Origin of the sequence: Cohnella abietis, assembly GCF_004295585.1 — a bacterium.
GTDB lineage: Bacteria > Bacillota > Bacilli > Paenibacillales > Paenibacillaceae > Cohnella > Cohnella abietis.
In genome coordinates, this window is record NZ_AP019400.1 from 3,186,563 (window position 1) to 3,210,738 (window position 24,176).

Consider the following 24,176-nt stretch of genomic DNA (forward strand, 5'->3'; position numbering starts at 1 on the left):
CCTCTAAGGGCAAATCTTATCCTTTTTATGCTTCGGCAAGTGCAGAGATGATTTCCTCCGTTGTGCGAGTCCGCCCGATTCGAGGGAAAATAAAATTTTTAACGTGATCATGCTCCGCTTGGGAAAATCCCGTCATCGCATCAATCGCCAAAATGAGCTGATACCCGTGCATGAACGCTTCGCGCGCAGTTGTATCCACGCCTAACCCGGTAGAAATGCCGCATAAGACGATGGTATCGATCCCCCGGCGGCGAAGCTGCAGGTCCAGTTCCGTTCCGTAAAATGCTCCCCATTGCTTCTTAGTGATGATATGGTCAGTCTCGGCGACCTGCATTTCCGGAACTATTTGATCCCATCCCTCTGTCAGATTCAGTGGAGGTACAGTCGAATCGAGCTTAGGCTTCGGGATATCTTTTAAATCCTTGCTCGATACTCGGACCAGCGCGACCATGGAGCCGTGCTTGCGGAAAACATCGGCCAAGGAGGCTGCGTTGGACACAACCAGCTCGGCGGAATAAGGGGCGTATTGATTGCCAAGCCACTTCTGTAAATCTATGACGACTAGCGCTGTTTTTTGCGGATCCAGCAATTTTTCCAATTCATTTCCCTCCTTGTCTATGATCTTGACCATTAGTTAAATATATTATACTCAAATACTTAGATTCTCCCCTTCGCCTAGCTGTAAACGTATATTCTTATCTAGAGAAAGCAGCTGTAGCAGACAATCCTCTGCTATGGCTGTTTTTTTATATGGCTTCGATCTTGGTTCATATAATTGTTCTCTTTACATTAGTACTACATGTGGAAAATGTTGTGAAAATAATGTGTTGCTATATTTAATAATGTGACTATTCTTTTACAAGCATCTAGAGGAGTGTGAAGGTTTGTGAGTTTTTATCAACCATTTTTTAAGAGAGTTTTGAGCGGAATATTGGCAATGGCGGTTCTAATCTCGTTCATTCCAGCATCCCTATCATCCTCGTCTACCGTTAATGCCGCTCCTATGGATCCTCCGAGTCCTTACGGTGCCATCATGGTGCAAGATTTCGAAAATGTCAGCTTGGATGATTTATATCTGGACAAGGCACGACTTTATAGCGCCGATATGGCGCTTGAAACAAACCCCAAATACGTTCGTAACGGGTCAACATCCTTACGAATTGATTATGATTTCATTGGAATTACAGATAATCCCTCTCAATTTGCTGTGGGGCCGGCTACTCAATTGCCCTTGACAGGTAGAGTACCTAAGAAAATCGGCATGTGGGTATACGCCAATAATGAAGGACATGGTGTAACCAGTAAGTTTTACATTCCAAGTGGCAGTTCTAGAACGTATGATATAAGGAATGAAGTTGTAGGAATTGACTGGAGTGGCTGGAAATATGTAGAGGCTGAAATCGGGTCTGATATGAGTGTCCCGGGTACTCTTGCATTTTACTTCCAGGTGAAGCAACGGCAAATGAGTAAAAAGAATAAAGGCTCGCTTTGGATTGACGACGTCAGGCTCATTTATGATGATCTGGTTGGAGAAGATACGACCGTGCCTGTGATCACTCCGATTTCACCGACACCAAATCAGACGTTGAACGCACCGCTTTCCAATATCACTTTGTCTGCGAAAGACAATGACAATGGATCGGGTATTGATCCAAACTCGGTTCAAATGACCGTGAATGGACAGTCTGTTACATCGGCTACCTACGCCTACAATCCAGAAAATAAAATAATAACATATGTTCCAAATGAGCCGCTTAGTGGTGGCTATTATGAAGTACATGCAAAAATTAGAGATAATTCCGGTAATCCCGCAGCAGCAGATTATTCTTTCAACATAGAGCATGGGGCACGCTTTACTATGGAGGGACCAGAAGAATTACTTGGCAATGATATTTACCAGCTGCAGCTCGGATCGAAGGATGTAGGCTTGGCCAAGAGCGTGCATGCCAAGCTCAAGTTCGACCCAGCGACTTTGCAAGCGAAGGTAATAAACGGGCGTTCCGACCTGAGCAACGTGCATACCACTATCGATAATGAAGGTGGTTATGTTGAGTTTAACGCAGATGGTTTGCAAGCAGGTAATGCGAATCCTTTGGCAAGTATTGATTTCGAATTCACAAGAACGGCCAGGATGGAACGCGGTGAGTTGTTTAAGCAAGTATGGATGGTGGAGGGCAGCTTTGGTTATACGGATGGGACTACGGTACAATCCATTGCTGCTCCGAAAAACTATAAGATCGGGTTCCCCTACAAATTGGTAATCAAGGGAAGGGGCTTGCAAACTCAGAGCCTAGTCACTGTTACGAATCACGCTGGAGCGCCGGTTGCAGGGGCGGAGATCGAGTTCAACGATGAAAACGGTCCTCAGGCATATGTGACCGTGACAGCTGCGAAATCTAAGATCTATAAGAACGCTGACAGCACGTCCTCCTTGGTACTGGCTGTAAATAAAGATGAGCAATTTTTCGCAACGAAAGGAAACACTTCCGGATTTGTAAATGTGTTTACACCTGACGGATCCAAGAAAGGTTATATACCTTTAGCTGATGTTCAGCAAGATGATCTTAAACAAGGCGTGGGCTTTACGGATTCCAAAGGAGAGATTCGTACGTCGCTCTTGACCCTTGCATTAGGAACTTGGAGGGTACAAGCAGTTATTAACGGTGGAACCAGCGAGAGTATGAACATGGAAATTGTTATTCAGTTTGGTGATGAAAACCCGCAATATGTACAAACCTTTGTTACCGAAGATATGAGTACAAAGATGAGTGTAGGATGGCAGACAGCACCTAGAGTTAAAAAAGCTTTTATTCAGTACATGAAGGAAAGTGATGGCTCCTTAAGTAATAAAGGCATTTGGACACCAACGCTTGAGAATTCAATCGAGCAGGTAGCGGAATACGAAGTACAGGTCATTCAGATGTTTGATAAAGATTCAAAGAATAATAAAGGTCCAGTGGGTGAAATGAAGTTCCATAAGGCGCTCGTTTCTGGACTCGAACCAGGTACGAAATATCATTATAGGGTTGGCTACGAAGGATATTGGAGTGAATGGAATGCCTACAAGACAGTGGAACCCGCACTGAATAACCCCGTTTCTTTCGTATACGTAACGGATTCGCATACCAAAGGCGATAATGGGCTTGAAGCTTATCAAAAGCTACTCAAAAACGCCTTCACAAAGTATCCGGATACCCAGTTCATTATGCATGGCGGCGACATTGTTGACGACGGAAAATATTTAGAAGAATGGAACCAGTACTGGAAAGCTTCGTCGTTCTACTCCTCCTCAATTCCTTCCGCTTACACGATGGGTAACCATGATGTTAAAGGCGAAGGCAAAGAGATTTTCGTTACGGGACTTGATCTTCCGAAAAACGGACCGGATTTCCAGAAGGGATATGTCTATTCCTTTGATTCAGGCGAAGTACATTTTATCGTAATGAATTCCGAATCTGACGCAGTAACGATGAGCAAGCAAGCGGAATGGATGCGCGAGGATATTAAGAAGAGTAACAAGAAATGGAAAATCGTTATGTTCCATAAGCCTCCTTACCATACGGAGGCGGGACGCAGCGATCTAATTGAAGATTCACGGACCTATTTCGCTCCTATACTAGAGGAATTGCAAGTAGACTTGGTGCTGGTAGGCCACGACCACGTTTACTCGCGCACGTATCCGATGAAACAAGGTAAGCCATTGTTAAATGGAGAACGTGGAACTGTCTATCTGGACGGAGGTGCATCTGGCTGGAAGTTCTACAATGGAACAAAGTATAATTATCTTGATTTCATGTTCGACGACGACGTTCCGGTATATACTTCCATTCAAGTTAGCCATGATAAGATCTCGATTCAAGGCCTTACATTAGACGGACAATTATTTGACGACTACTCGATCGAGAAAAAGGATGCAGCACCGCCATCACCTTCAACAGGTTCACCAACGCCAACGCCTGCACCAACACCAAAGCCGACACCTGCACCAACGCCAGCGCCTAAATCATTTTACAATGAAAAGGTTAATATGGATGCAGTCAAGGCACTAGTAGAAAAAGCAAATTCTGCGCCTGCAGTATCATTCAAAGATGTACCTGCTAATGCCCCGAATTCTAAAGCAATCACTTTAGGGACTAAGCTCGGAATTATTACTGGGTATGCAGATGGTTCATTCCATGGCAATGCTACGATAACGAGAGCAGAATTTGCGGCTATGCTAGTAAAGGCACTTGGTTTAAAGGCAGAAGGTAATACTAGCTTTAAGGACACCAAAAATCACTGGGCAGCAGAAGCAATTGCTATATTGAAAGCAAGCGGTATTAGCAATGGTTACTTGGACGGAACATTCAAACCGAATCAGACGATATCCAGAGCGGAAATAGTGGCTATGCTTTCAAAAGTAATGAACACTATTTTAGTAAAAGACAATAAGTTCAAGGATGCTTCGGGTCACTGGGCAGAGGCTGAGATTGATACGTTATCCGAAATGGGTATCGTAAAAGGTTCTGCGAATGGTTCATTTAAGCCAAATGCTAATGCTACGAGATCCGAGTCATTACTCATGATCTTGCGTATGCTAAATGTAAGTCTTGGTCATTCACTGGACATAGAATAGTAGATTAAGGCAAATTGGAAGCGGTAGGTACTGGTAAAACAGTACCTGCCGTTTTCTATATGTTTTCTGGTTTACATCTTCTAATTTGAGCTTGGTGAACCAACCGACTCTTCCACCTGTCCTGATTCTCGGCGTCTCCGACTCATGATAACCAGGGACAATGCAATTGCCGTGAGGATAATTCCAAGTATTCGAAATCCTTCGAAGCTGAAGGTACCTCCCATTACGATACCAATTAACAAGGAAGAGAGAATGGTTCCCAAATATCTTGATGTATTAAATATTCCGGAAGCCACGCCTATCATTTCTTTGGGAGAGCTTTGGAACAAGGCAGCTTGCATGCCGACATTGTTCAACCCGTTGCTAATACCGAATGCAGCTAAAGCCAAGCATACACTGATTACCGGCGAAGTTTGATTCAATGTTACTATCCATACTGACCCAAGTGTCATCAGTATTCCAGATAACAGTAATGCGGGGCGAGGTCCTGATTTATCTATCCATCGGCCTGCTATTGGTGAAGTAACAAGCGAGCACAAGCCTAGGCTTAGTATGAGAATTCCTGTGTCGAATTCGCTAACATGACGTACCATTTGCAAGTAGGATGGAAGACCGAAAAAGAGCGAGTAAAAAAGTACGTTAACGAGCATGAATTCAATATTGATCCAAGTCATTGCAGGATATTTGGCGAATGTGCGTAATGGAATAAAGGGTGACTTTGCTCTGAGCTCATGTCGTATGAAAGCCCCCAACGCAACGAGGCCTATCAACCCGACAATAACATTAGTTAATGAGAAATGCCCAGATGATTTTACTGATAGTAATCCAACAAGCAAGGCAACCAGTCCGACTGTGAATAGCAGGATCCCTGACGCATCAATTAAATCAGACCATTTGCGAAAGGACATTCCCAGTGCAACGGATCTTGATGGTTCATCCTTAGGGATATTCCTCCAAGACAATACAAAGCTCACCACAACGAATGGAATATTGACCAAAAAGATAGCAGGCCAGCCCCACCAGTGAATGATGACCCCGCCAATAAAGGGCCCAATAGCTGCCGCTCCGGATAGGAATATGGACAAAACAGACAGCGCGGTCCCTTGTTTCTCCGTTATATGAATTCGCACAATTGCCATTCCAACCGCAACCATCATACTTGTTCCGATGGATTGTACAATGCGGAACACGATGAGCCACCCGAAGCTTGGAGATAGTGGAGCTAACAATGATGCGACGAAGGCTACAACAAGTCCAGTAAGGAATATTTTCCTGCGACCGAATAAATCACTGGCCTTTCCCATGACAGGTTGAGCGATAGCACTCGCAATATAGAAAGAGAAAATAATCCAGGAAACAACTGTAAAGTCAAGCTGAAACACATTTTGTAGCCGTGGAATTGCAACTGCAACCATTGAAGAATTTAATGGGTTCAGAAGTATCCCAAGGCCAACGGAAATCATTAACCACCTGCTGCGAGCACTCATTTTTGGTCCCCCTAAAGTGTATTAAAGTCATCGTAATTGAAATCGATTATTCATTCCAACGCATTTGATGTTATAATCTCATTGACTCAAGGGAATGAATGAGGTGCGAAATGGAACTTCTTCAACTGCAATATTTTCTATCGGTAGCTCGTTTGGAGCATGTGACTGAAGCTGCACGAAACCTTCACGTTACTCAATCGTCACTAAGCAAAACGATTCAACGCTTGGAGGAGGATCTAGGTGTCCCTTTATTCGATCGGATAGGGAGAAATCTGCGATTGAATGAGTTCGGTTGCAGATTTCTTCGCCGTGCGGAAAGGGCATTGTTTGAATTGGAACAGGGAAAGCAAGAAATTAACGATTTGTCCAGCCCGGAGCAGGGTACACTCGAATTGGCGGTGACTACCGCAAGTAGGTTACCCAATATCCTTCGAGAGTTTCGGAAAAAACAGCCCAATATTCAATTTCATGTACAAATGCTGACCACACAAGAAATGGTCACGCTTCTTTATAGAGGAGAGGTCGATTATTGCTTGTCCTCGCCACCGGTACAAGGGGATGACATTGAATGCCAAATCGTATTCGTTGATCCAATCCTTGTAGCTGTTCCAAAAGACCATCGGCTTGCAGACCGAAGCAGTGTATCCTTAACAGAGCTAAAGGATGAATGGTTTGTCGGCGTAAAGAAAGGCTACGGTACTCGCGATCTAGTGGACTCTATATGCAAATCGGCTGGATTTGCACCTAAATATGTGTATGAGGGAGATGAACCTGCAAGGCTAAGCTCTCTGGTTGAAGCAGAAATTGGCATAGCCTTCATACCAAGCACGGCAAGGAATTCGCGGGAAAATATCAAATATCTCCAAGTAGAGAATCACGAATTGGTACGGGAGATCGCGTTATTATGGCACAGAAGTAGGTACATTTCGCGTGCTGCTCTGGAATTCCGTGAGGTTGTCATACAATATTTCGAGTCAATATCCCAAAAGACCACTCAAACATGCTGTACAACTAATTCTGAATCTATCTGCGGCCCCAAACAGGCGTAACCAGTATGAATAATTGTAAAAGAGCCAAAAAAACCTTCAGCAAATACTGAAGTTTTTTTTGGCGCTCTCTAAGTATTGACAAACGAGATGGACACGAGAAATCCTAACTGGAATTATGCTGGGATAAAACATCGCCACGAAAAGGTGATGTTTTTCTTTGGGTGGGTGTCGTTGGGAATGACATAAAGTTTTTTCATCTGATATCAAAATGATTTAAGAGCGGTTTGTTATATTTTCAATGCAGTAAGATTGGGTCATAATTTAGTTGGCAGTCCGTGACTGGTTATTTAACAATCCCTAAAGAATTGAATACAAAGCTACTCTAAAATAAAACTGTTCAAGTCCACGAATAAATCGTGAACTTTTTGTGGATAGTCTATGGAGATGAACTTTTTAGGTTTGCTCGTGGACGAAGTAAATGGGGAATTTCCTTTTTTATCCTCACGGAGGAGCATGTCGTCTGAATCTGCCTCTAAGAGTCCTCCGCAAATAAGCTTAGTTAGACATTAGATTTAAATACCCAAGCTGAATAAATAACTAGATGAACAGTACCTCTCTAGATGACTCGCCAAATGGATAAGTATTGCAGATTAAAATAATTCTTAATTTAGTATCAACATACATTATTACAAGTAATTTATATTTAATGATACAATATAGGAAATAAAATACATACATCTATAGTCAAAAGGTGGCATGAAATGAGTAGCATATTATATTCTCCTGATGAGATTCCATTACACTATTATTATTTTGGTTGGAAAAAGGCTAGAAGTTTTGTCAAGCAGCAGGGGTTCTATGACCCTATTGAAATAAAAGAATTTGAACTTGAACTAGAAAAGAATTTATCGGACATTCAAGAAGAAGTTAGTTCTTTGTTCTACGGAATAACACCACCCATTATCTATGGGTTTCCAAAAGGGGCTAATGGTGACGAATTAAAGCTCCGACCTATGGCAAAGATATCATTTCGCGATCAAGTGGTATGGGCTACTATTGTATTGACAATTGGTGAATATTTTGACACAAATGATTACAGTTTAATGGCAGATGATTACGTTACAGATAATTTTGACTTGAAATGGATGGTCGATTGGAGCTGTAATAATCGTTTACGACGAAAATATTATCCATCTCTTGAAGAAAATACATACGTTTTTCAAAGATTTATGATTAACTACACACATAACGAGCTTTATGAAAGTTTTCAAAGAAGTCTTCGTTTGCAAAGAAAGAAACAGGAAGAATATTTTGAACGAGTACTAAAGGAATCTCCAATTGCATTTTATGGACAAGCTGATATTACAAAATTTTATCCTAGTCTAAAAATGAATGTAGTTGAGGATGTATTAAAGGAACGCTTAAATGAATTGAGTAATCTAGGTGTCATAAACAATGAAAAGTGTAATAAATGGTTGAAATTATTTGGTAGTTTATGTAAAATACGTTCTGATTTAAGTTGTTTACTAGATGAAGAGATTAAAAGTATTGGAATTGATGAAATTAGAAAAAATTCAACTTATGAAACGTTACCGACAGGTTTAATTGCTTCAGGATTCCTGGCAAACTGTGTGTTAACAAAATGGTTAGATCATCCGATGGATAATTATTTAAAAGAGAAAACAGATGAAGGTTTCACCACATTTTTGACACGCTATACTGACGATATAATGATCATATCTAACAACGAATCAGTTATCTTTGAAGGCATGAAAAAAATTAAAGATTTGCTAGATTCTATTGGGTTAAAACTATCAGAAGATAAAACGAAGCCAAAATTGAAAGAAGATTTAGTAAAGAGTTTGCTAGGTGAAATGGAGAGTTTGACCATAATACAAGCTAATGAATTGGTCGGACAATTCTTTAAGGAAGATACTCAATGCCCAAAAATAGGGAGGTATGATGCCCTTCCAAGTTCTACTGCATTAATTGATAAACTTTCACAACTTGGTGAACAACAAGTTCGTGCAATGCGAGGTGATGAACTTGAAAAATATCTCTCAGAGTTGATGGATCTTGTGAATACCGAATTTGCAGATGCTGAAATCCGAGGAGATACAAAGTCATCATTTGCTGCTTGGCGGATTCGAAAAGCTGCTAAGGATGCTCAGGATCGCGGGTTGAGTGTGAGTCAAAACATTACAGAGACATTAAAGAGATCATTCATGAAGTATCCATTCAAAATGTCTCTTGTTAACTGTTATATACTTCACCTAATGGAGTTACCATTTGATGATACTACTGAAAAATATATTATAGAAATGTTTAAATCGGCAAAGAAAACGGATAAAGTTGAGTTACCAGGATTTTATGGTGGTTATATACGCACACATATTTTATTTGCTATTTCAGACATTTGGATGAATTTGACTGAAGAGAATCGCATTAGAATGAGAACGATTATATTTGAACAGGTTTCCAATTGGTATGAGGACAATGAAGTTCCAACATGGCATGAACAATACGCAATTTATTGGCTTTTTACAAATAGTGAGATTCAAACTGACTTAAATTTATTTAAGATAAACAAAATGCAAAGTGTTAATCGTGCATATAATTTGTTTAAACTCATGAATCAAGATACAGAGTGTGGTAAAGATTCTGTTCTAGTAGCTATTATGAGTCAAATATGGAAGCGTAACCGGTTGAGAGGACAAAATGATGCCTATTTATCCGGTGAAGAAAATTGGATCAAATGGGTTTGGAGAAATTTATCTAATACCCAAAAAGCTTGGAAGTGGAAGTTGAATGGTCACGAACGTGTCTGGATTGAGATTTCGGAAGGACGAGAAAGTGAGATTACTATATTTGGTTACCGTAGATTGTTAGAAATATCAGAACTGCAAATTAGTTGTTTTTTTGAAGATAATGAACTACATCAAGACGATGAGGAATCAGTAAGAATTGTACCTATCTTCAATGGTGTTATTGAAATTCTTAACCAAGCTATCACTCTATGGGCTAGTCAATCAGATCTGAAGTTCTCAGATCGTTTTCTAAAAGCGCTACGCTCTATTCCTGAAGATTATCGCATTCGAAAGTATTTAACTAGCCGCATAGCAAATTTAAAAGAAATTGAAAGAGAATTAATACTTGAAAACGGTATTATTGGAAAAAATCCAACATTTGCAAAAAAAGAAAACTCTTCTTATATACCTCTCCAAGATTGGTTAGAGATAATTAATATTGTCCCTCAACGGGTAGAGACAAAAAAAATGCAGATTGAGCTACTGCCACTTACCGAAGCTGAAATAACTTCTATGCTCATTCAAATTGGAAAATCATTTTTAATAAATATAAAAGAAAAAAAGGATGATAAAAGCAATTTTGATATTTTTTCCTTTAATATGCCGGAGTTATTGACAAAAGTGAGTTTGAACCGTATTGCAATTAAGATTGAGGACTGGAAAAATTGGCGGCATGAAAACGGAGAATTTAAATTTGAATTCACTGAAAATTATGTTATCTATTCAGAGTATTATCTAAGTGCATGGGCTTATACAAAAACATTTTTTATAGACGATGAATACCTTCTCAATTATGCTTTATCAATGTTAATGTTGAGACTAATTTCAAATAGAAAATTCAGATCACGTTTAACTGGAATTTCTAGATTAAGAGGTTGGAATAAAATATCTGATGTAGTAGCTCAAGCTGAATTTCCTTCAACTGCACTAGCTGAAATAATCACTGGCTCGATGAATTATCAAAACCCCTTTTACAATAATCTTAATTCAAAAAAGGGGGTCGAACTTCCACTACTTCCACTAGAAAAAGAACCAATTATGAAAGTGACAGAGTATCTTACACGTTTAGAAGAGCATCTTGCTGTTTTAAAGAAGAGATTTTTCATTGGTGAGACTGGTTTGCGAGAAATTCGTTTTATTGATATAGATAAGTTAGTAAAGGAGTAGTGGTATGGAGGAAGAGCTAATTGAAAAAATTACTGTGACAATAGGGCAATCAATGCACGAACGTCATTTGATGAAAAATCTTGATAATTTGAATGGATTTAAATTTAAAAAACCAGAGTTACAACTAGATCTTCTTGATACTATTTTGCAGATTTCGGATCAAGATGGAGCTCACTTTGTAATGTTGCCTGAATTCTTTCTTCCACGTAGATATTTATTCAGTCATATCAAGGAAAGAGCAGTTCGTTATGGGAGAATAATAATGGGAGGTCTAGAATACGGAGTAGACAAACATCTTTCTCCAACGGGAACTCAGCGATTACGTAATGAAGCGTTTGTCGTCATACCGGATAATCTTTATCAAAATAACAAGAGTTTAGGTGGAAATGCGACAGTAATTACCGTTCCCAAGCTGAATCCTGCTCCAGAGGAAGAAAAAAATCTTGAAGATCATGGATATGATTTTGTTAATGGAAATCGTATATATATGTTTAAGAGTAATAAATTGGGTAATTTCGCGGTACTCATCTGCTATGATTTTCTAAACCTACCTGTACAAGCTATTTTACAAAGCCAAATACAAACACTTTTTGTTCTTACTTATAATAAGGATGTTAGTGGTTTCATTTCAATAGCAGATACAATGCAACGAATGCTTCTTTGTAACGTAATAATCTGCAACACAGGCTATTATGGTGGGTCTGCTGCTTTTACACCGTTACGTGATCGCAATAAACGACAAGTATTGCAAATTAGTGGAAATGAAATACAAGCAGCAGTTTCTGTACATTTACCAATAAATGAGGTTTGGAAAGTTCAAACAACTGGTGAAAATGAATTTGGAAATTCAAAATACATGCACCGTCCTCCTGATTTCGGACGATTGGTAAGAACGTCTATCTGATAAATTAGGTAGTGAAACTGAGCAATGTGGGAGACAGCACACTAGTAGCGTTGAGCTCAGAGATTCGATCCCCCTTGGCTCTACCAAATCATAAACTCAAACAACTTCATAGGAAGTGGTTATCAAATTGTAGAGGAACCCAAGTCTTTCTCAAAGACATCGGGTTTCTCTTTTGTTTTACAGCGAACTCGACGATATTATACCTACTAGTGAACCATTTACAAGGTTATTACAATATATAGGTGAATGGCCATTCGGAGAGGAGTAGCTACTTGGATATCGAAGAGTTGAGTGATCTTGTAAAGCAGCATGGTAAAGCGATATACGGATTCTGCTATAGGCTTGCGGGCAATAAGGCGGATACGGATGATCTCTATCAGGAAACCTTCCTTAAAGCGATGGAAGTTCGTCATAAGATGGATATGAATCAAAATCCAAAGGCGTTTCTCATTTCTATTGCTATCCAGTTGCGCAAAAACAAACGCCGGAAATTTGCCTGGAGGCAGAGGATTGCGCCCACAGTAGTGCTTAATGAGGCTGCAGACAAGATCTGCTGTACGAATGAAGAAATAACGCCTGAGGAAGCTGTGTTATCCAATGAGCTACATAGCATGATTCGAGCTGCTACAGACAAGTTGAATGATAAGCTAAAAATTCCACTATTAATGTACTATACCGCAGAAATGTCTATCGATGAGGTTTCGGTAGCACTGAGGATTCCACCGGGCACAGTCAAAAGCAGGCTTTTCAAGGCACGAAAGGCTATGAAAGAGATATTGGAGGTTGAATCCCCATGAATGATTCCGAAAAGTGGGACCGGATACTCAAACAAGCCCTCGCTTCGGCCGTGGAACCCGAGGAGGAGTTGAATCAAAGTATTATTAATCGTTTTAAGGAGAGAACTCGAATGAAACGTGGTCATAGGAAGCGGATTTCCGTAGGGTTGTTGGTTGTCGTATTCACAATTGTCATGTCCATAACGGCTTACGCGGCGACGCAGCTTTTCAGCTCCAAGGAGATTGCTGAGCATCTAGGAGATCGTAGTCTGGCCGAGGCCTTTGAAAGCAAAGACGCCATCGAAATTAATCAAACGATCGCTTCAGGCGATTATAACATTACATTACACGGTATCGTCTCCGGGTCAGGGCTGAGCGAATTCAGCAGTTCTGCTCAGGATGTTTATCCCGACAGAACATATGCTGTTGTATCCATCTCCAGGCAGGATAGCAGCCCAATGCCGGATACAAGTAGCCCAGAATACGGTAAGGAGTCGTTCTTAATTTCGCCTCTCATTAAAGGTCAGAAGCCGTGGCAGGTAAACATCATGTCTATGAATGGCGGTTACCAGGAGATTGTACGTGACGGAATTATGTATAGATTGATTGAATGCGATGGAGTGGAGATGTTTGCCGATAGAGGAGTATATATGGCTGTCAGCAGCGACGCATTCTATAACAACCAATCGTTTGTTTATGACGAAGACACAGGTGTAATAAGCCCTAAAGTGGATGCTAAAGGAATATCGGTTGTATTCGATCTTCCGCTGGACAAATCCAAAGCAGACCCAGCCAAGGCCGACGCTTATTTGCAGGAGCTGTTGAAGGAACCGTCAGTCGACACTGCAAATGAGGGGGGCGCTCTTGAGGCTGAGGAAGCGGAATTGGCAAACAAATTTGCACAATTAAAGAAAAGAATACCCGACGGAAAGGTCATCCCCGAATCTGTTAAAGAAGTGACCTATGATGATAAAGGTCTAATTAATTATGAGTATAATGATCGGATCGTTAAGATATCCCCTGATATGTTGTTTGCGGAAGGTCAAACGGGTTTATCCGATGCCGTTAACATCAGTGGGGGCGAAGGGAATTACATGGCACTTCAATTTTACAGGGATGAACATGATGTTATTACAGGCAAAGTAATTGATTTGAATTAGGATACTCCGGCAAGAGCAAATCTGCTTTTGCCGGAGGTTCATAACGAAAGCTTTCAATAAACCTTCTTCAAAAGCTCAACAACTTCTTCTATGGTGAGACCGAAGGATTTGTAATAGGAAATGTCGGTAACCATTTTACTTAAGATCATCTCATTACGTTTTTGGAGCATGTCCTCGCGGGAAAGCTCGGCAACAAAGCACCCTTTACCCGTTATTGTATAAATCAAACCACTTCGTTCCAGCTCTTCCCATGCTTTTTTTACAGTGATGATACTTATACGAAGTTCCTTGGCTGCTTGTCGTATTGGTGGTAAACAATAACCATTTTCTAATTCACCCTTGAAAATTTGAGCGCTGATTTGTTCAAAAAGCTGCTGATAGATTGGTTTTTCAGATGTGTTTGAAATAGCTATGTTCATTATATTTCCACATTCTTAAATCGCTTAATGGCAATATGATAAGCGGTAATGGTGAATGCTGCGAATATTGCGATTCCTGCGATCAGAATTGATATTTGACTTACCATATTATCAGCACCAGTTCCTTTGAAAAGTTCAAACACAAAAGAATTACTTATTCCCATCCATTCTGCGCCACCGGCAAACAGCATAGCACCTGTAATCGCTGCAATCGTTGGGGCACCATACTTATATGCTGTCTTGTAATACATGGATATAAAAATAATGTTGAAGATAGCAACCATGACAAAACAGAGACCCCAAAAACCTATGGTCGGTCCAAAGAATAAGTACTTCAAATTCGGATACAAGAGAGTACTAATCATGCCATAGATGACTGCGGTAACAATATGCAATAATTCTAAAATCACAATAACTGCCACTCTGGCTTTTATAATGTCTTTTCTAGTTACGGGCATCATAATTGAGAAAATTAAATCATTCTGGGTTTTATAACCTCCAAACATATTCGGTACAGTAATGCTGAAAAAATATAAGAATACGATAAAGTATAACCATCCTGGAATGAGCATTAAGGCTCCTGTCAGAAAGGGCAGTACATAAAAAAATGGACTTACTCCCAGCTTTAATTCTTTCAGCAGTAAGTTATACATACATTTCCTCCTTTTTCGAGAAATAGATCATGATCTCTTCAAGATTGGGCAGGGTCGCCTTAATATCTGAAGCTGGATCAAAGTCTTTAGAATGGATTAATCCTGTAAATCCAAATGAATTAACCTTGAAAGAAATTAATTGGTTTTTCACCAGGCTAAGTTGACTTTCTGTACCACTTAGCAATCGATACGTGTTGATAAATTCTTCCTTTTCAGAGCTATTGATAATTTGTCCGTTGTTGATAAACGTAATATAATCTGCGCATTTTTCTAAGTCGGATGTAATATGAGTTGAAAAGAGAATGCTAATTTCGCCTTCTACAACTAGCTCCTGAAAAATATCTATTAGATCGTCTCTGGCAACGGGGTCAAGTCCACTTGTTGGTTCATCAAGGATAAGAAGTTTTGCTCCATGGGATAAAGCGAGGGCCAGGTTGTATTTAACTTTCATCCCGGTTGACAATTCAATTACTTTTTTATTTTCATCCAATTTAAATCTTCTCAGATAATTGTAATAGGTCTCTTCATTCCAATTGTTGTAGAACCTCTTGACTACATTGGTTAATGTTTTGATTTTGCTTCGAGTATAAAAATTGATGTCACCAAATGCATAACCAATTTCTTGTTTCAATTCAATTTCGTTTTCGATAAAGTTCTTTCCCAAAATACTTATCTCACCGCTACTAACATGAGTCAAGTTCATTATTGATTTTATTGTAGTTGTTTTTCCTGCCCCATTAGTACCGATGAAGCCCATAATGTAACCTTGCTCTAGTTGAAAAGTAACATCTTTTAATTCGAAATTTTTATACTTTTTATTTAGATTTTTTATTTCTAATGCCAGCATATAGCAACTCCTTTTCGAATTGTGTCTATTGTATATGCACAATATACCAGCAGGGAATTATGATGTCAATGATTTGATTTTGGGCTCCGTCTTAGAGTAACTAAGATGAAAAACATCTCTAATGAGAGACTAAGCCAGATCCAACAACCCGATAACGATGTAAAACATTCTATATGGGGATATAATGGGTAGGTCCAACATGAAAAGGGCAGCAATAGCGATGATAATCATCTTACTTTCGTATTTCAAGCCGGGACTTGAAGCCAATAACGTTGAAAAACATTGTACTTCATTTGTGAGATAGTGGGTGGTTTGGATCATTGCCTCAATGGCGAGCGAGACCATGGGAGGTTTTGAGCTTTTCCTCAGCTATTTCTAATGCGTTAGCCTGTCTGAATGCTAACCTGATTGGTTTCTAAGGTTAGTATTTTTTTGTTTCTCTGGAGTATATTGCCTTACACAAAGGTTCTCGTGCTAATCGATGTATGTTTATAAACATTACGTGCACGATATTATGATGAGCAATCGCAGCACTTATATGTTATATTATATAACTTATAAGTAACATTAATATAACTCATTATTTAAGAGGTAAAAATGTAAACGAAACCAATCGAGAAAAATATGTTCAAAAATCTCCGGAAACAAATTTTAACCAATAAAAACAAAAGTAAACCATTTTAACGTTATGTAATTTAACATAATATTGGTTTAGGCAACTAAGCCAAACTCATATGGGGAGGAAATAAAGAGATGAAGAAAACAGTAACGATTGCCCTTGTTTTATCCATGTGTATGATTGTGTTAGCCGCATGCGGCGGTAAGGGGAATAATTCTAACGCCTCACCATCGGCGTCTCCATCGGTTGAGTCTGGCGCAAGTGAAACCGCTTCCGCAGGTGCTGAAAATCCAGAATTGAAAGGTACGATCACTTGGGCTACCCATCGTACTGAGCTAGTTGACACGGATCTGAAAAGATACGTAGAGAAGTTTGAAGCGAAATATCCAGGAACTAAAGTGAAGATTGAGGGTCTGAAGGATTACGAGCAAACGATTCGTGTGCGGATGGCAGGTAACGAATTGCCTGACGTGCTGTCTCTAGTTGAGACAACTAAGGCGGATTTGCCTACATTTTACGAGCCGCTAGATGATTTGGGTCTAAACGACAATATCTACTTCAAGGACTACAACACTTATGAAGGCAAGCTTTACGGAATTACGCAACAAACGGCGATCAATGGCCTTGTATACAACAAGAAAGCTTTCGAGAAAGCCGGAGTTACAGCACCTCCGAAAACATTGGACGAGCTATTCTCCATTTCTGAGAAGCTTAAGACAGCAGGAATCGTCCCAATGGCAACTTCCTTCAAGGATGGATGGACACTGCAATACTGGACTGATCCGGCTGAGTTTATCTACGGAAGCACGAGCTTACGCAACGATAAGATCAACACAGACACACCGTTCACAGTAGACGGACCTTATGGACAAGGCTTAGGTATTCTTAAACAGCTTTATGATAAGGGCTACTTGGAGAAGGACATCTATTCCGCGAACTGGGATCAGACTCAGAAGGATATCGCAAATGGCAAAACAGCTATGATGTACATCGGTAACTGGTTCTTCTCTAACCTTATTGCAGCGGGATTGCCGTCTGAGGATATCGGATTCGCTCCGCTCCCTTATGACAACAGTGGAACTGTTAAAGGCATGATGCGTAATGACTGGGCTTATGCTGTCAGCGCTAAGAGCAAGAACAAGCCGCTAGCCAAAGCGTTCGTTAAATTTATGCTGGAAGAGTCCGGCGACGAAGCGGATCACATGATTATTTCTCCACTTAAAGATAAGAAGCAGGATCTTCCGCAGCTGACAGAGTTCATGAGCTACAATCCTACGATGTTAGAAGCTCAATCTGTAGATACGAAAGTGACAACTGCAGAGAACAAAATGCAATTCAACCTGTTTAAGTTCATTCAAGAATCAACAGTAGGAAACCTTCAGGATGTTTTCGATGGCTACAATAAGAAGTGGAAAACAGCTAAAGCAGCGGGCAAATAAAGCTACAATTATATATCAAAAGATTTGCTAAGACCGACAAAGTGGATGGCTGGTCACCCCGGACCATCCATTTTGTCGTCCTTATTTTTATCGGCAGGAGAGGAGAGAGACGATGGTCAACAATCTAACCTACGTTCAGCAGAAGCGCATTCTGATCATTTTGTTTCTGTTTGTTCCGTTACTATTACTTTGCCTGTTTTCTCTATACCCGGCAGTCTATCTTGTCTATTTGAGCTTAATGAATTGGGATGGATATAGCCCGGTCAAAACCTGGGCAGGTTTTGCTAACTACAAAGATGTGTTCGCCAACAAGGAGATATGGCAAGCCTTTTCCCACAATTTCGTCTATTTAGGCTGGGGTCTTCTACAGAACATGCTTGGTTTATTATTCGCGCTAATGCTCAACTCCCGACTACGTGGTCGTAACGCATATCGGGTATTTCTGTTTATGCCTTATATTATGAACGGCGTTGCCGTGGCTTATATGTTTAATTATGTGTTCAATTCGGAATATGGCTCGCTGAATACGTTGCTGCATAGTGTAGGACTCGATTCACTGGCGATTAGCTGGTTTGGATCTCCGAAAATCGTCAACCATGTTCTAGGCTTCATCACTCTCTGGAAGTTCCTAGGGCTTAATATGGTCATTTATTTAGCGGCTCTGCAATCGGTACCTGCTGACATAATTGAAGCAGCCCGAATTGATGGTGCTTCTCGGACACAAACCGTTTTCCGTGTCGTTCTGCCTAATATGGTCAGAGTCATTGAACTAAATTTGTTCCTAACGATTATCGGTACGCTAGAAATCTTCGATCTGCCGTTCTTGTTAACTAAAGGCGGACCTCTGGGGGCAAGTGATACTTTCCTTACGAAGACGGTCGAAATGGCGTTCAAATTCAATAACTTCGGAATGGCTTCCGCGATGAGCCTTACCTTGATTGCCGCCGTTATTGTTATTCTAAGCGTGCAGAGAATGGTTACTCGGAGGTGGTCAGATTGAATACGATGCGATTCCAACCGTTATCTTTCCTTAAGCATATTATGATGTGGATCGCCGTCGCTGTGATCGTTTTTCCACCCTATGTTCTAGTAATGAACGCATTCAAGGACAAGAAGGAATTTACGCAGACGAGCGTCTTTAAGCTGCCAGCCAGCTTCCTGAATTTTGATAACTTCATAGATGTACTGCAACGGGCTCATCTGGACAAGGCTTATAAGAATACGATAACGATTATCGTAATTGCAGTAATCGGTAATATTTTGCTCGGAACAATGGTTGCCTTCGTTCTCGGTCGCTTCGATTTTAAATTGAAAAAGGCTGTAATGGGAGCATATATCGCTGTATCCTTTGTTCCGACGATTACAACTCAAGTTGCAACATTTACAGTCATTAATAATCTGCATCTCTACAACACAATATGGGCGTCAATCGTCTTGCACTTCGGGACGAATGTTCTGCAGATTTTCATCTACTTGCAATTCATCCGTAATATTCCGAGGGAATTGGACGAGGCTGCAATGATGGAAGGCGCATCTTTGTTCAGAATTTACCGTACGATTATTTTCCCATTGCTGGCACCAGCAACGGCAACTATCGCGATTATTAAGACGATCGATATTTACAATGATATGTTCATTCCCTACTTGTACATGCCGTCCCGAAGCTTGGTTGTCGTCTCTACGAGCCTGATGAACTTCTCGTCGGAACGCAGTACGGAATGGGAATTAATGTCGGCGGCTATTCTAATGATTATGGTCCCAATCGTCGTTCTATATTTGTTCTTCCAGAAGTACGTGTTTGCCGGAATCGTTAGTGGTGCAGTAAAATAGCTGTACTTGCAATCTCGGACAACTAGGGGGGGACGGACATGGGGAAAGGGACTAAAGGAAGCGTATTCCGAAGGGCGGCTGAGAGGTCATGGATCATCTTCGCCAATCTGAATATGCAGCAGAAGCTACTTATTGTATTCCTTTCTCTTGTCTGCCTTCCTGTTGTAATGGTTAGCTATGCTTCGTCTTATTATTATACGCGGTCCATTAAGGACAACACGATTGCTTACGCGACTGAGACAACCTCCAAGATGCTGTTGAAGCTAGACGATTATGTCACGGATCTCTACAATATGTCAGCGATGCCGCTCTACAATAAAGAGTTTCTCGGAATGCTGGCAGACCCCAATATCGAATTGCAAAAAAGTAAATCGATTGATATGTATATCGAGAATTTAAACAAAATTAAGCCGGAAACGATGTCGGTATATGTTTTTGATAATTATGGCAGAGTCTATTACAACATTAAATCCTTGTCTAAACGTAATAACCTAGATGAAGTAAAGGGTGTTTGGGAGCAGATTGCTCAGCTAGGCAGCGGTCGACCGCAGCTTGTCAGCACGAAAGAAATATCGACGTACAAAGACTCTTATTACGCTTTCTCCGTGATCAGGCAGCTTAAGCAGACCTCTGATATGAGCCCTATCGGCTATATCGTCTTCGATACGAACATTACTGCGATTAATCGGCAGATTCAGGATTTCGATGAGGTGACCAAGGGGAAAACGATCCTCGTTGATGAGAGTAATATGGTCGTTTTTGATAGTGAAGGTAAGCTAACAACTGCTAATTGGGCGAACAATGAATCCCTTCTGTTAGCCAAGGCAGATAGAGGCTCCTTTCCGATTGAAGTGGAAGGTAAATCATACATTTGTACGTATGCGAAGTCCTCTCTGACCAATTGGAAAATGTTCGTCTATATTCCCATAGAAGAGGCGACGCGTCAGGCGGCAGTAACGCGCAACATAACCCTACTAACAACGGGTGTTTTTGTAACCATCGCTTTACTATTTGCTATCGCCATTTCGTACGCGCTTACTCGGCCGCTTATCAAGATCAAGATGCTCATGCAGGAAGTGCAAACGGGCAATCTGGATGTCAGCTTTAACCAAAGATATCGAGATGAGGTCGGGATGCTTGGAAGGCATTTTAATGTGATGGTCACTCGGGTTAAAGAACTGCTAGATGAGGTTAAATGGACGCAAAATCGTAAGAAGGAAGCCGAGTACGCGGCGCTTCAGAGTCAGATCAATCCGCATTTTATATACAACACGCTGGAAACGATACGCATGAAAGCGGAGATGAATGACGATGAGGAAGTCGCCGATATGACGTTTACTTTAGGAAAGTTGCTTCGATATGGAGTCAATCATGAGGAGCAACGCGTAACCGTCGGCCAAGAGCTTGAGCATCTGAACAATTACATGCTGCTGCAGAATACTCGATTTTCGAATAAATTTCAGATGACTATCGACATTCCTCCTAAGGACTACGACATTCCTTGTATTAAGCTGATGTTTCAACCTATCGTCGAGAACGCTATTCATTACGCCTTCAAGAACAAGCTTGGAGAAGGAACGATCCGTATCTCGATCCTCCATGAGGGAGAGGATATTGTTTTTACCGTTGCGGATAACGGAATTGGAATGGATGCTCAGAGACTCAAGGCGATTAAAGAGCATATGGCGGGAACGCGTGAGCTTCCTCCGGGGAAGGGCATTGGGCTTCGAAATGTGAATGATCGCATCAAGCTCCAGTATGGAGAATTGTACGGTCTGCATGTAGAGAGTAGTGAGAGTAAGGGCACCCGAGTTACGATCAGGCTGCCTGACAAGCGATTGCGGGAGGAGGGTTAGCTATGCTTAAGGTGATGGTTGTTGATGACGAGGAACATATCCGTCAAGGCATCGTGAAGATTCTAACCCGATACCCGGGAGAGCTGGAAATAGCGGGTCAGCATGCGAATGGTCTTGAGGCGCTGCTGCAAATATCGAGCATGGATGCCGGGGATCTGGATCTTATTCTAACGGATATCGAGATGCCAATGATGAACGGGCTTGATTTTATTGCTCAGGCTAAAAGCAAGCTGCCCGATCTCTGTATCATTATGCTAAGCGGTTACAATGACTTCGAATACGCCCGCCGGGCGATGAGAGCGGGAGCAACGGATTACTTACTGAAGCCGATGGATAAGGTTGAAGTATTCCGGCTGCTCGCACAATGCGAGGAGAAGAAGCTTGCCGCACTCCAGCATGACCGGACGCAAGAGGCTACTTCGACGGTTGAAGTGCCGGCGGCAGAGAAAACGACAGTAGAACGAATTCGCAAGCTACTAGTGAAAGAGTATTGCAGGGAAATAGATTTGAAATTTATTTCTGGTGAAATCGGTCTGAATGCGAGCTATATAAGCAAGGTATTTAGCCGGGAGACGGGTGAAACAATTACAGATTGCTTGAACGGGATTCGGATAGCGAAGGCCAAGCAGTTTCTGCGTGATCATCCGGGGCTGAAGGTTTACGAGATTGCCCACAGCGTCGGTTACGGCGATAAAATTTATTTTCAGAAGCTATTTAAGAGAATGGTAGGCGTCACTCCACTTGAGTATCGTGCGGGTGCGCTGGATAGTTAGGGGAGAGAACAATGGCTTCTTTTGAAATCGAAGGAAACGGGTTTGTATATGACGGCAAGCCTTTGCGTATTATTAGCGGTGCGATGCATTATTTTCGGATTGTGCCTGAATATTGGGAGGATCGTCTAAGAAAGCTGAGGGCTTGCGGCTTTAACACGGTGGAAACCTACGTTGCGTGGAATTTACACGAGCCAAAGGAAGGACAGTTTTGTTTTGAAGGGATTGCTGATATCGAACGGTTCATCCGATTGGCTGAGGAGTTAGGGTTGTTCGTCATTGTTCGCCCGAGCCCTTATATATGTGCCGAATGGGAATTTGGAGGTTTGCCATCATGGCTGCTTGCAGATTCGGACATGAGATTACGTTGTAGCCATCAGCCTTTCCTGGATAAGGTTGACGCCTACTATGATGTTCTGCTACCGAAGCTTAAGCCGCTATTGTGCACATCTGGCGGTCCAATTATAGCCATGCAGGTAGAGAACGAATATGGAAGCTACGGAAATGACAAGCACTATTTGGAGTACTTGAGACAAGGAATGTTAGACAGAGGAATGGATGTCCTGCTGTTCACCTCTGATGGCCCGGAGGATTATATGCTCCAAGGAGGTACGCTTCCAAGTACGCTGGCTACGCTTAATTTTGGCTCCAAGCCGGAGCAAGCCTTCGAGAAGCTACTCGCAGTTCAACCTGACAAGCCACTATTCTGTATGGAGTACTGGAACGGTTGGTTTGATCATTGGGGTGATCAGCATCATGTCCGTGGATACGATGATGTAAAGGATGTATTGGACCGAATACTGCGTATGGGCGCTTCAGTTAACTTCTATATGTTCCATGGGGGAACGAACTTTGGCTTCTACAACGGGGCTAATCATATCGATTTCTATGAGCCGACGGTAACGAGCTACGATTACAACGCGCTATTGTCCGAAGCGGGAGATATTACCGACAAGTACATGGCGATTAGGGAAGTTATCGCGTTATACGCTGATGTACCTAACGAGCCTTTGCCACCACCTTCGGTGAAAAAAGCTTACGGAGACGTGCAGCTGACGGAACGTGCCCTGTTGTTTTTTTCCTTCGATGATTTGAGCGTGTCCATTCAAAGCGTCTTTCCGGAAACGATGGAGCGGCTTGGACAGGACTACGGTTTCATCTGGTATGAGACGGAGCTGTCTGGTCCTCAAACGAACTGCGAGATCATGCTTCAGGATGTTCATGACCGCGCGCTTATTTATGTCGATGGAATTTATCGCGGAGTAGTCGAGCGTTGGCGCGAGGGAGATGCGATTACGGTCGATGTTCCTCCTTCAGGAGCTAAGCTGGGCATTCTTGTTGAAAATATGGGTCGGATTAATTACGGCGCTCGGATGAGGGACGTTAAAGGGATAACCGAGGGTGTAAAGGCAGGAGCTCGCCAATATAATCAATTTCTATTTAACTGGACGATTCGTTGCTTACCCTTGGACGATCTTTCGGGTATTCGATATGAGCCGATAATGGCAGACACGGACGCAAATAAAAATGCAAATGCCTCTAAGCTAGACGCTGCTCCAGCATTTTATAGAGGGACTTTTCAAGTGAATGGAGCTGCGGATACTTTCCTGAAGCTTGATGGCTGGGTTAAGGGTGTGGTTTACGTAAATGGATTTAACCTGGGACGTTATTGGGAGAAGGGACCGCAACGGACACTTTATGTACCCGGCCCGCTGCTGCGCGAAGGTCTTAATGAGATTGTGGTCTTTGAATTGGAAGGGACGAATAAGCCTGTCGTCGTCCTGCAGGATTATCCAGAATTAGGTTAACCGTCTGAGATAAGCTGCTCAGTCTGATAG

The 24,176-nt window shown here is 41.6% G+C and carries 17 protein-coding genes; 12 read left to right on the top strand and 5 right to left on the bottom strand.

The annotated features are described in order from the left end of the window. Positions 1-25: 25 nt before the first annotated feature. Complete coding sequence (locus tag KCTCHS21_RS13600) at positions 26-631, bottom strand: hydrolase (protein WP_130608954.1); 606 nt, start codon at positions 629-631, stop codon at positions 26-28. 255 nt (positions 632-886) lie between these two features. On the opposite strand from KCTCHS21_RS13600, the gene KCTCHS21_RS13605 reads away from it, so the two are divergent. After that, entirely contained in the window at positions 887-4,615 is a 3,729-nt protein-coding gene (locus KCTCHS21_RS13605; protein ID WP_130608957.1) for an S-layer homology domain-containing protein, read from the top strand. A gap of 80 nt (positions 4,616-4,695) precedes the next feature. Here KCTCHS21_RS13605 and KCTCHS21_RS13610 read toward each other — a convergent pair whose 3' ends face one another. After that, positions 4,696-6,102, bottom strand: coding sequence for an MFS transporter (locus tag KCTCHS21_RS13610; protein WP_130608960.1), 1,407 nt, complete (start codon positions 6,100-6,102; stop codon positions 4,696-4,698). A 110-nt stretch (positions 6,103-6,212) separates the two neighbouring features. Between KCTCHS21_RS13610 and KCTCHS21_RS13615 the strand changes: the two genes are divergently transcribed. The 5 genes from KCTCHS21_RS13615 (at position 6,213) to KCTCHS21_RS13635 (ending at position 13,905) form a co-directional block, all read left to right on the top strand. After that, positions 6,213-7,151: a LysR family transcriptional regulator gene (locus KCTCHS21_RS13615; RefSeq protein ID WP_130608963.1), complete on the top strand. Its 939-nt coding sequence runs from the start codon at positions 6,213-6,215 to the stop codon at positions 7,149-7,151. A 701-nt stretch (positions 7,152-7,852) separates the two neighbouring features. Further along, a complete protein-coding gene (locus KCTCHS21_RS13620; protein WP_130608966.1) occupies positions 7,853-11,065 on the top strand; it encodes an RNA-directed DNA polymerase in 3,213 nt (1,070 codons plus the stop codon). A gap of 4 nt (positions 11,066-11,069) precedes the next feature. Beyond that, positions 11,070-11,969 (top strand): carbon-nitrogen hydrolase family protein, encoded by a 900-nt coding sequence (locus KCTCHS21_RS13625; protein ID WP_130608969.1) that lies wholly within the window; start codon positions 11,070-11,072, stop codon positions 11,967-11,969. 272 nt (positions 11,970-12,241) lie between these two features. Continuing rightward, positions 12,242-12,766 (top strand): RNA polymerase sigma factor, encoded by a 525-nt coding sequence (locus tag KCTCHS21_RS13630; RefSeq protein ID WP_130608972.1) that lies wholly within the window; start codon positions 12,242-12,244, stop codon positions 12,764-12,766. Beyond that, complete coding sequence (locus KCTCHS21_RS13635) at positions 12,763-13,905, top strand: hypothetical protein (protein WP_130608975.1); 1,143 nt, start codon at positions 12,763-12,765, stop codon at positions 13,903-13,905. The genes KCTCHS21_RS13630 and KCTCHS21_RS13635 overlap by 4 nt, the downstream gene beginning before the upstream one ends. Positions 13,906-13,958: 53 nt before the next feature. On the opposite strand, the gene KCTCHS21_RS13640 is transcribed toward KCTCHS21_RS13635, so the two are convergent. The 3 genes from KCTCHS21_RS13640 to KCTCHS21_RS13650 are packed head-to-tail and all read right to left on the bottom strand — an operon-like array spanning position 13,959 to position 15,824. Further along, the gene (locus KCTCHS21_RS13640) at positions 13,959-14,324 is read right to left on the bottom strand and encodes a GntR family transcriptional regulator (protein ID WP_130608979.1); all 366 of its coding nucleotides are present in this window, start codon (positions 14,322-14,324) and stop codon (positions 13,959-13,961) included. Next, positions 14,324-14,977, bottom strand: coding sequence for an ABC-2 transporter permease (locus tag KCTCHS21_RS13645; RefSeq protein ID WP_130608982.1), 654 nt, complete (start codon positions 14,975-14,977; stop codon positions 14,324-14,326). The genes KCTCHS21_RS13640 and KCTCHS21_RS13645 overlap by 1 nt, the downstream gene beginning before the upstream one ends. After that, on the bottom strand, positions 14,970-15,824 hold the full coding sequence (locus KCTCHS21_RS13650) for an ABC transporter ATP-binding protein (protein ID WP_130608985.1): 855 nt from the start codon (positions 15,822-15,824) through the stop codon (positions 14,970-14,972). Before KCTCHS21_RS13650 ends, KCTCHS21_RS13645 begins: the two co-directional genes overlap by 8 nt. Before the next feature lie 753 nt (positions 15,825-16,577). On the opposite strand from KCTCHS21_RS13650, the gene KCTCHS21_RS13655 reads away from it, so the two are divergent. The 6 genes from KCTCHS21_RS13655 (at position 16,578) to KCTCHS21_RS13680 (ending at position 24,146) form a co-directional block, all read left to right on the top strand. Then, positions 16,578-17,882, top strand: a complete 1,305-nt coding sequence (locus tag KCTCHS21_RS13655) for an ABC transporter substrate-binding protein (protein WP_130608988.1) — start codon at positions 16,578-16,580, stop codon at positions 17,880-17,882. A gap of 112 nt (positions 17,883-17,994) precedes the next feature. Then, positions 17,995-18,882, top strand: a complete 888-nt coding sequence (locus KCTCHS21_RS13660; RefSeq protein WP_130608991.1) for a carbohydrate ABC transporter permease — start codon at positions 17,995-17,997, stop codon at positions 18,880-18,882. A gap of 5 nt (positions 18,883-18,887) precedes the next feature. Next, entirely contained in the window at positions 18,888-19,712 is an 825-nt protein-coding gene (locus KCTCHS21_RS13665; protein WP_130616503.1) for a carbohydrate ABC transporter permease, read from the top strand. 38 nt (positions 19,713-19,750) lie between these two features. Further along, positions 19,751-21,568: a sensor histidine kinase gene (locus KCTCHS21_RS13670; protein WP_130608994.1), complete on the top strand. Its 1,818-nt coding sequence runs from the start codon at positions 19,751-19,753 to the stop codon at positions 21,566-21,568. A 2-nt stretch (positions 21,569-21,570) separates the two neighbouring features. Continuing rightward, positions 21,571-22,341, top strand: coding sequence for a response regulator transcription factor (locus tag KCTCHS21_RS13675; protein WP_130608997.1), 771 nt, complete (start codon positions 21,571-21,573; stop codon positions 22,339-22,341). Between the two features lie 11 nt (positions 22,342-22,352). Beyond that, a complete protein-coding gene (locus KCTCHS21_RS13680) occupies positions 22,353-24,146 on the top strand; it encodes a glycoside hydrolase family 35 protein (RefSeq protein ID WP_130609000.1) in 1,794 nt (597 codons plus the stop codon). Positions 24,147-24,176 lie beyond the last annotated feature (30 nt).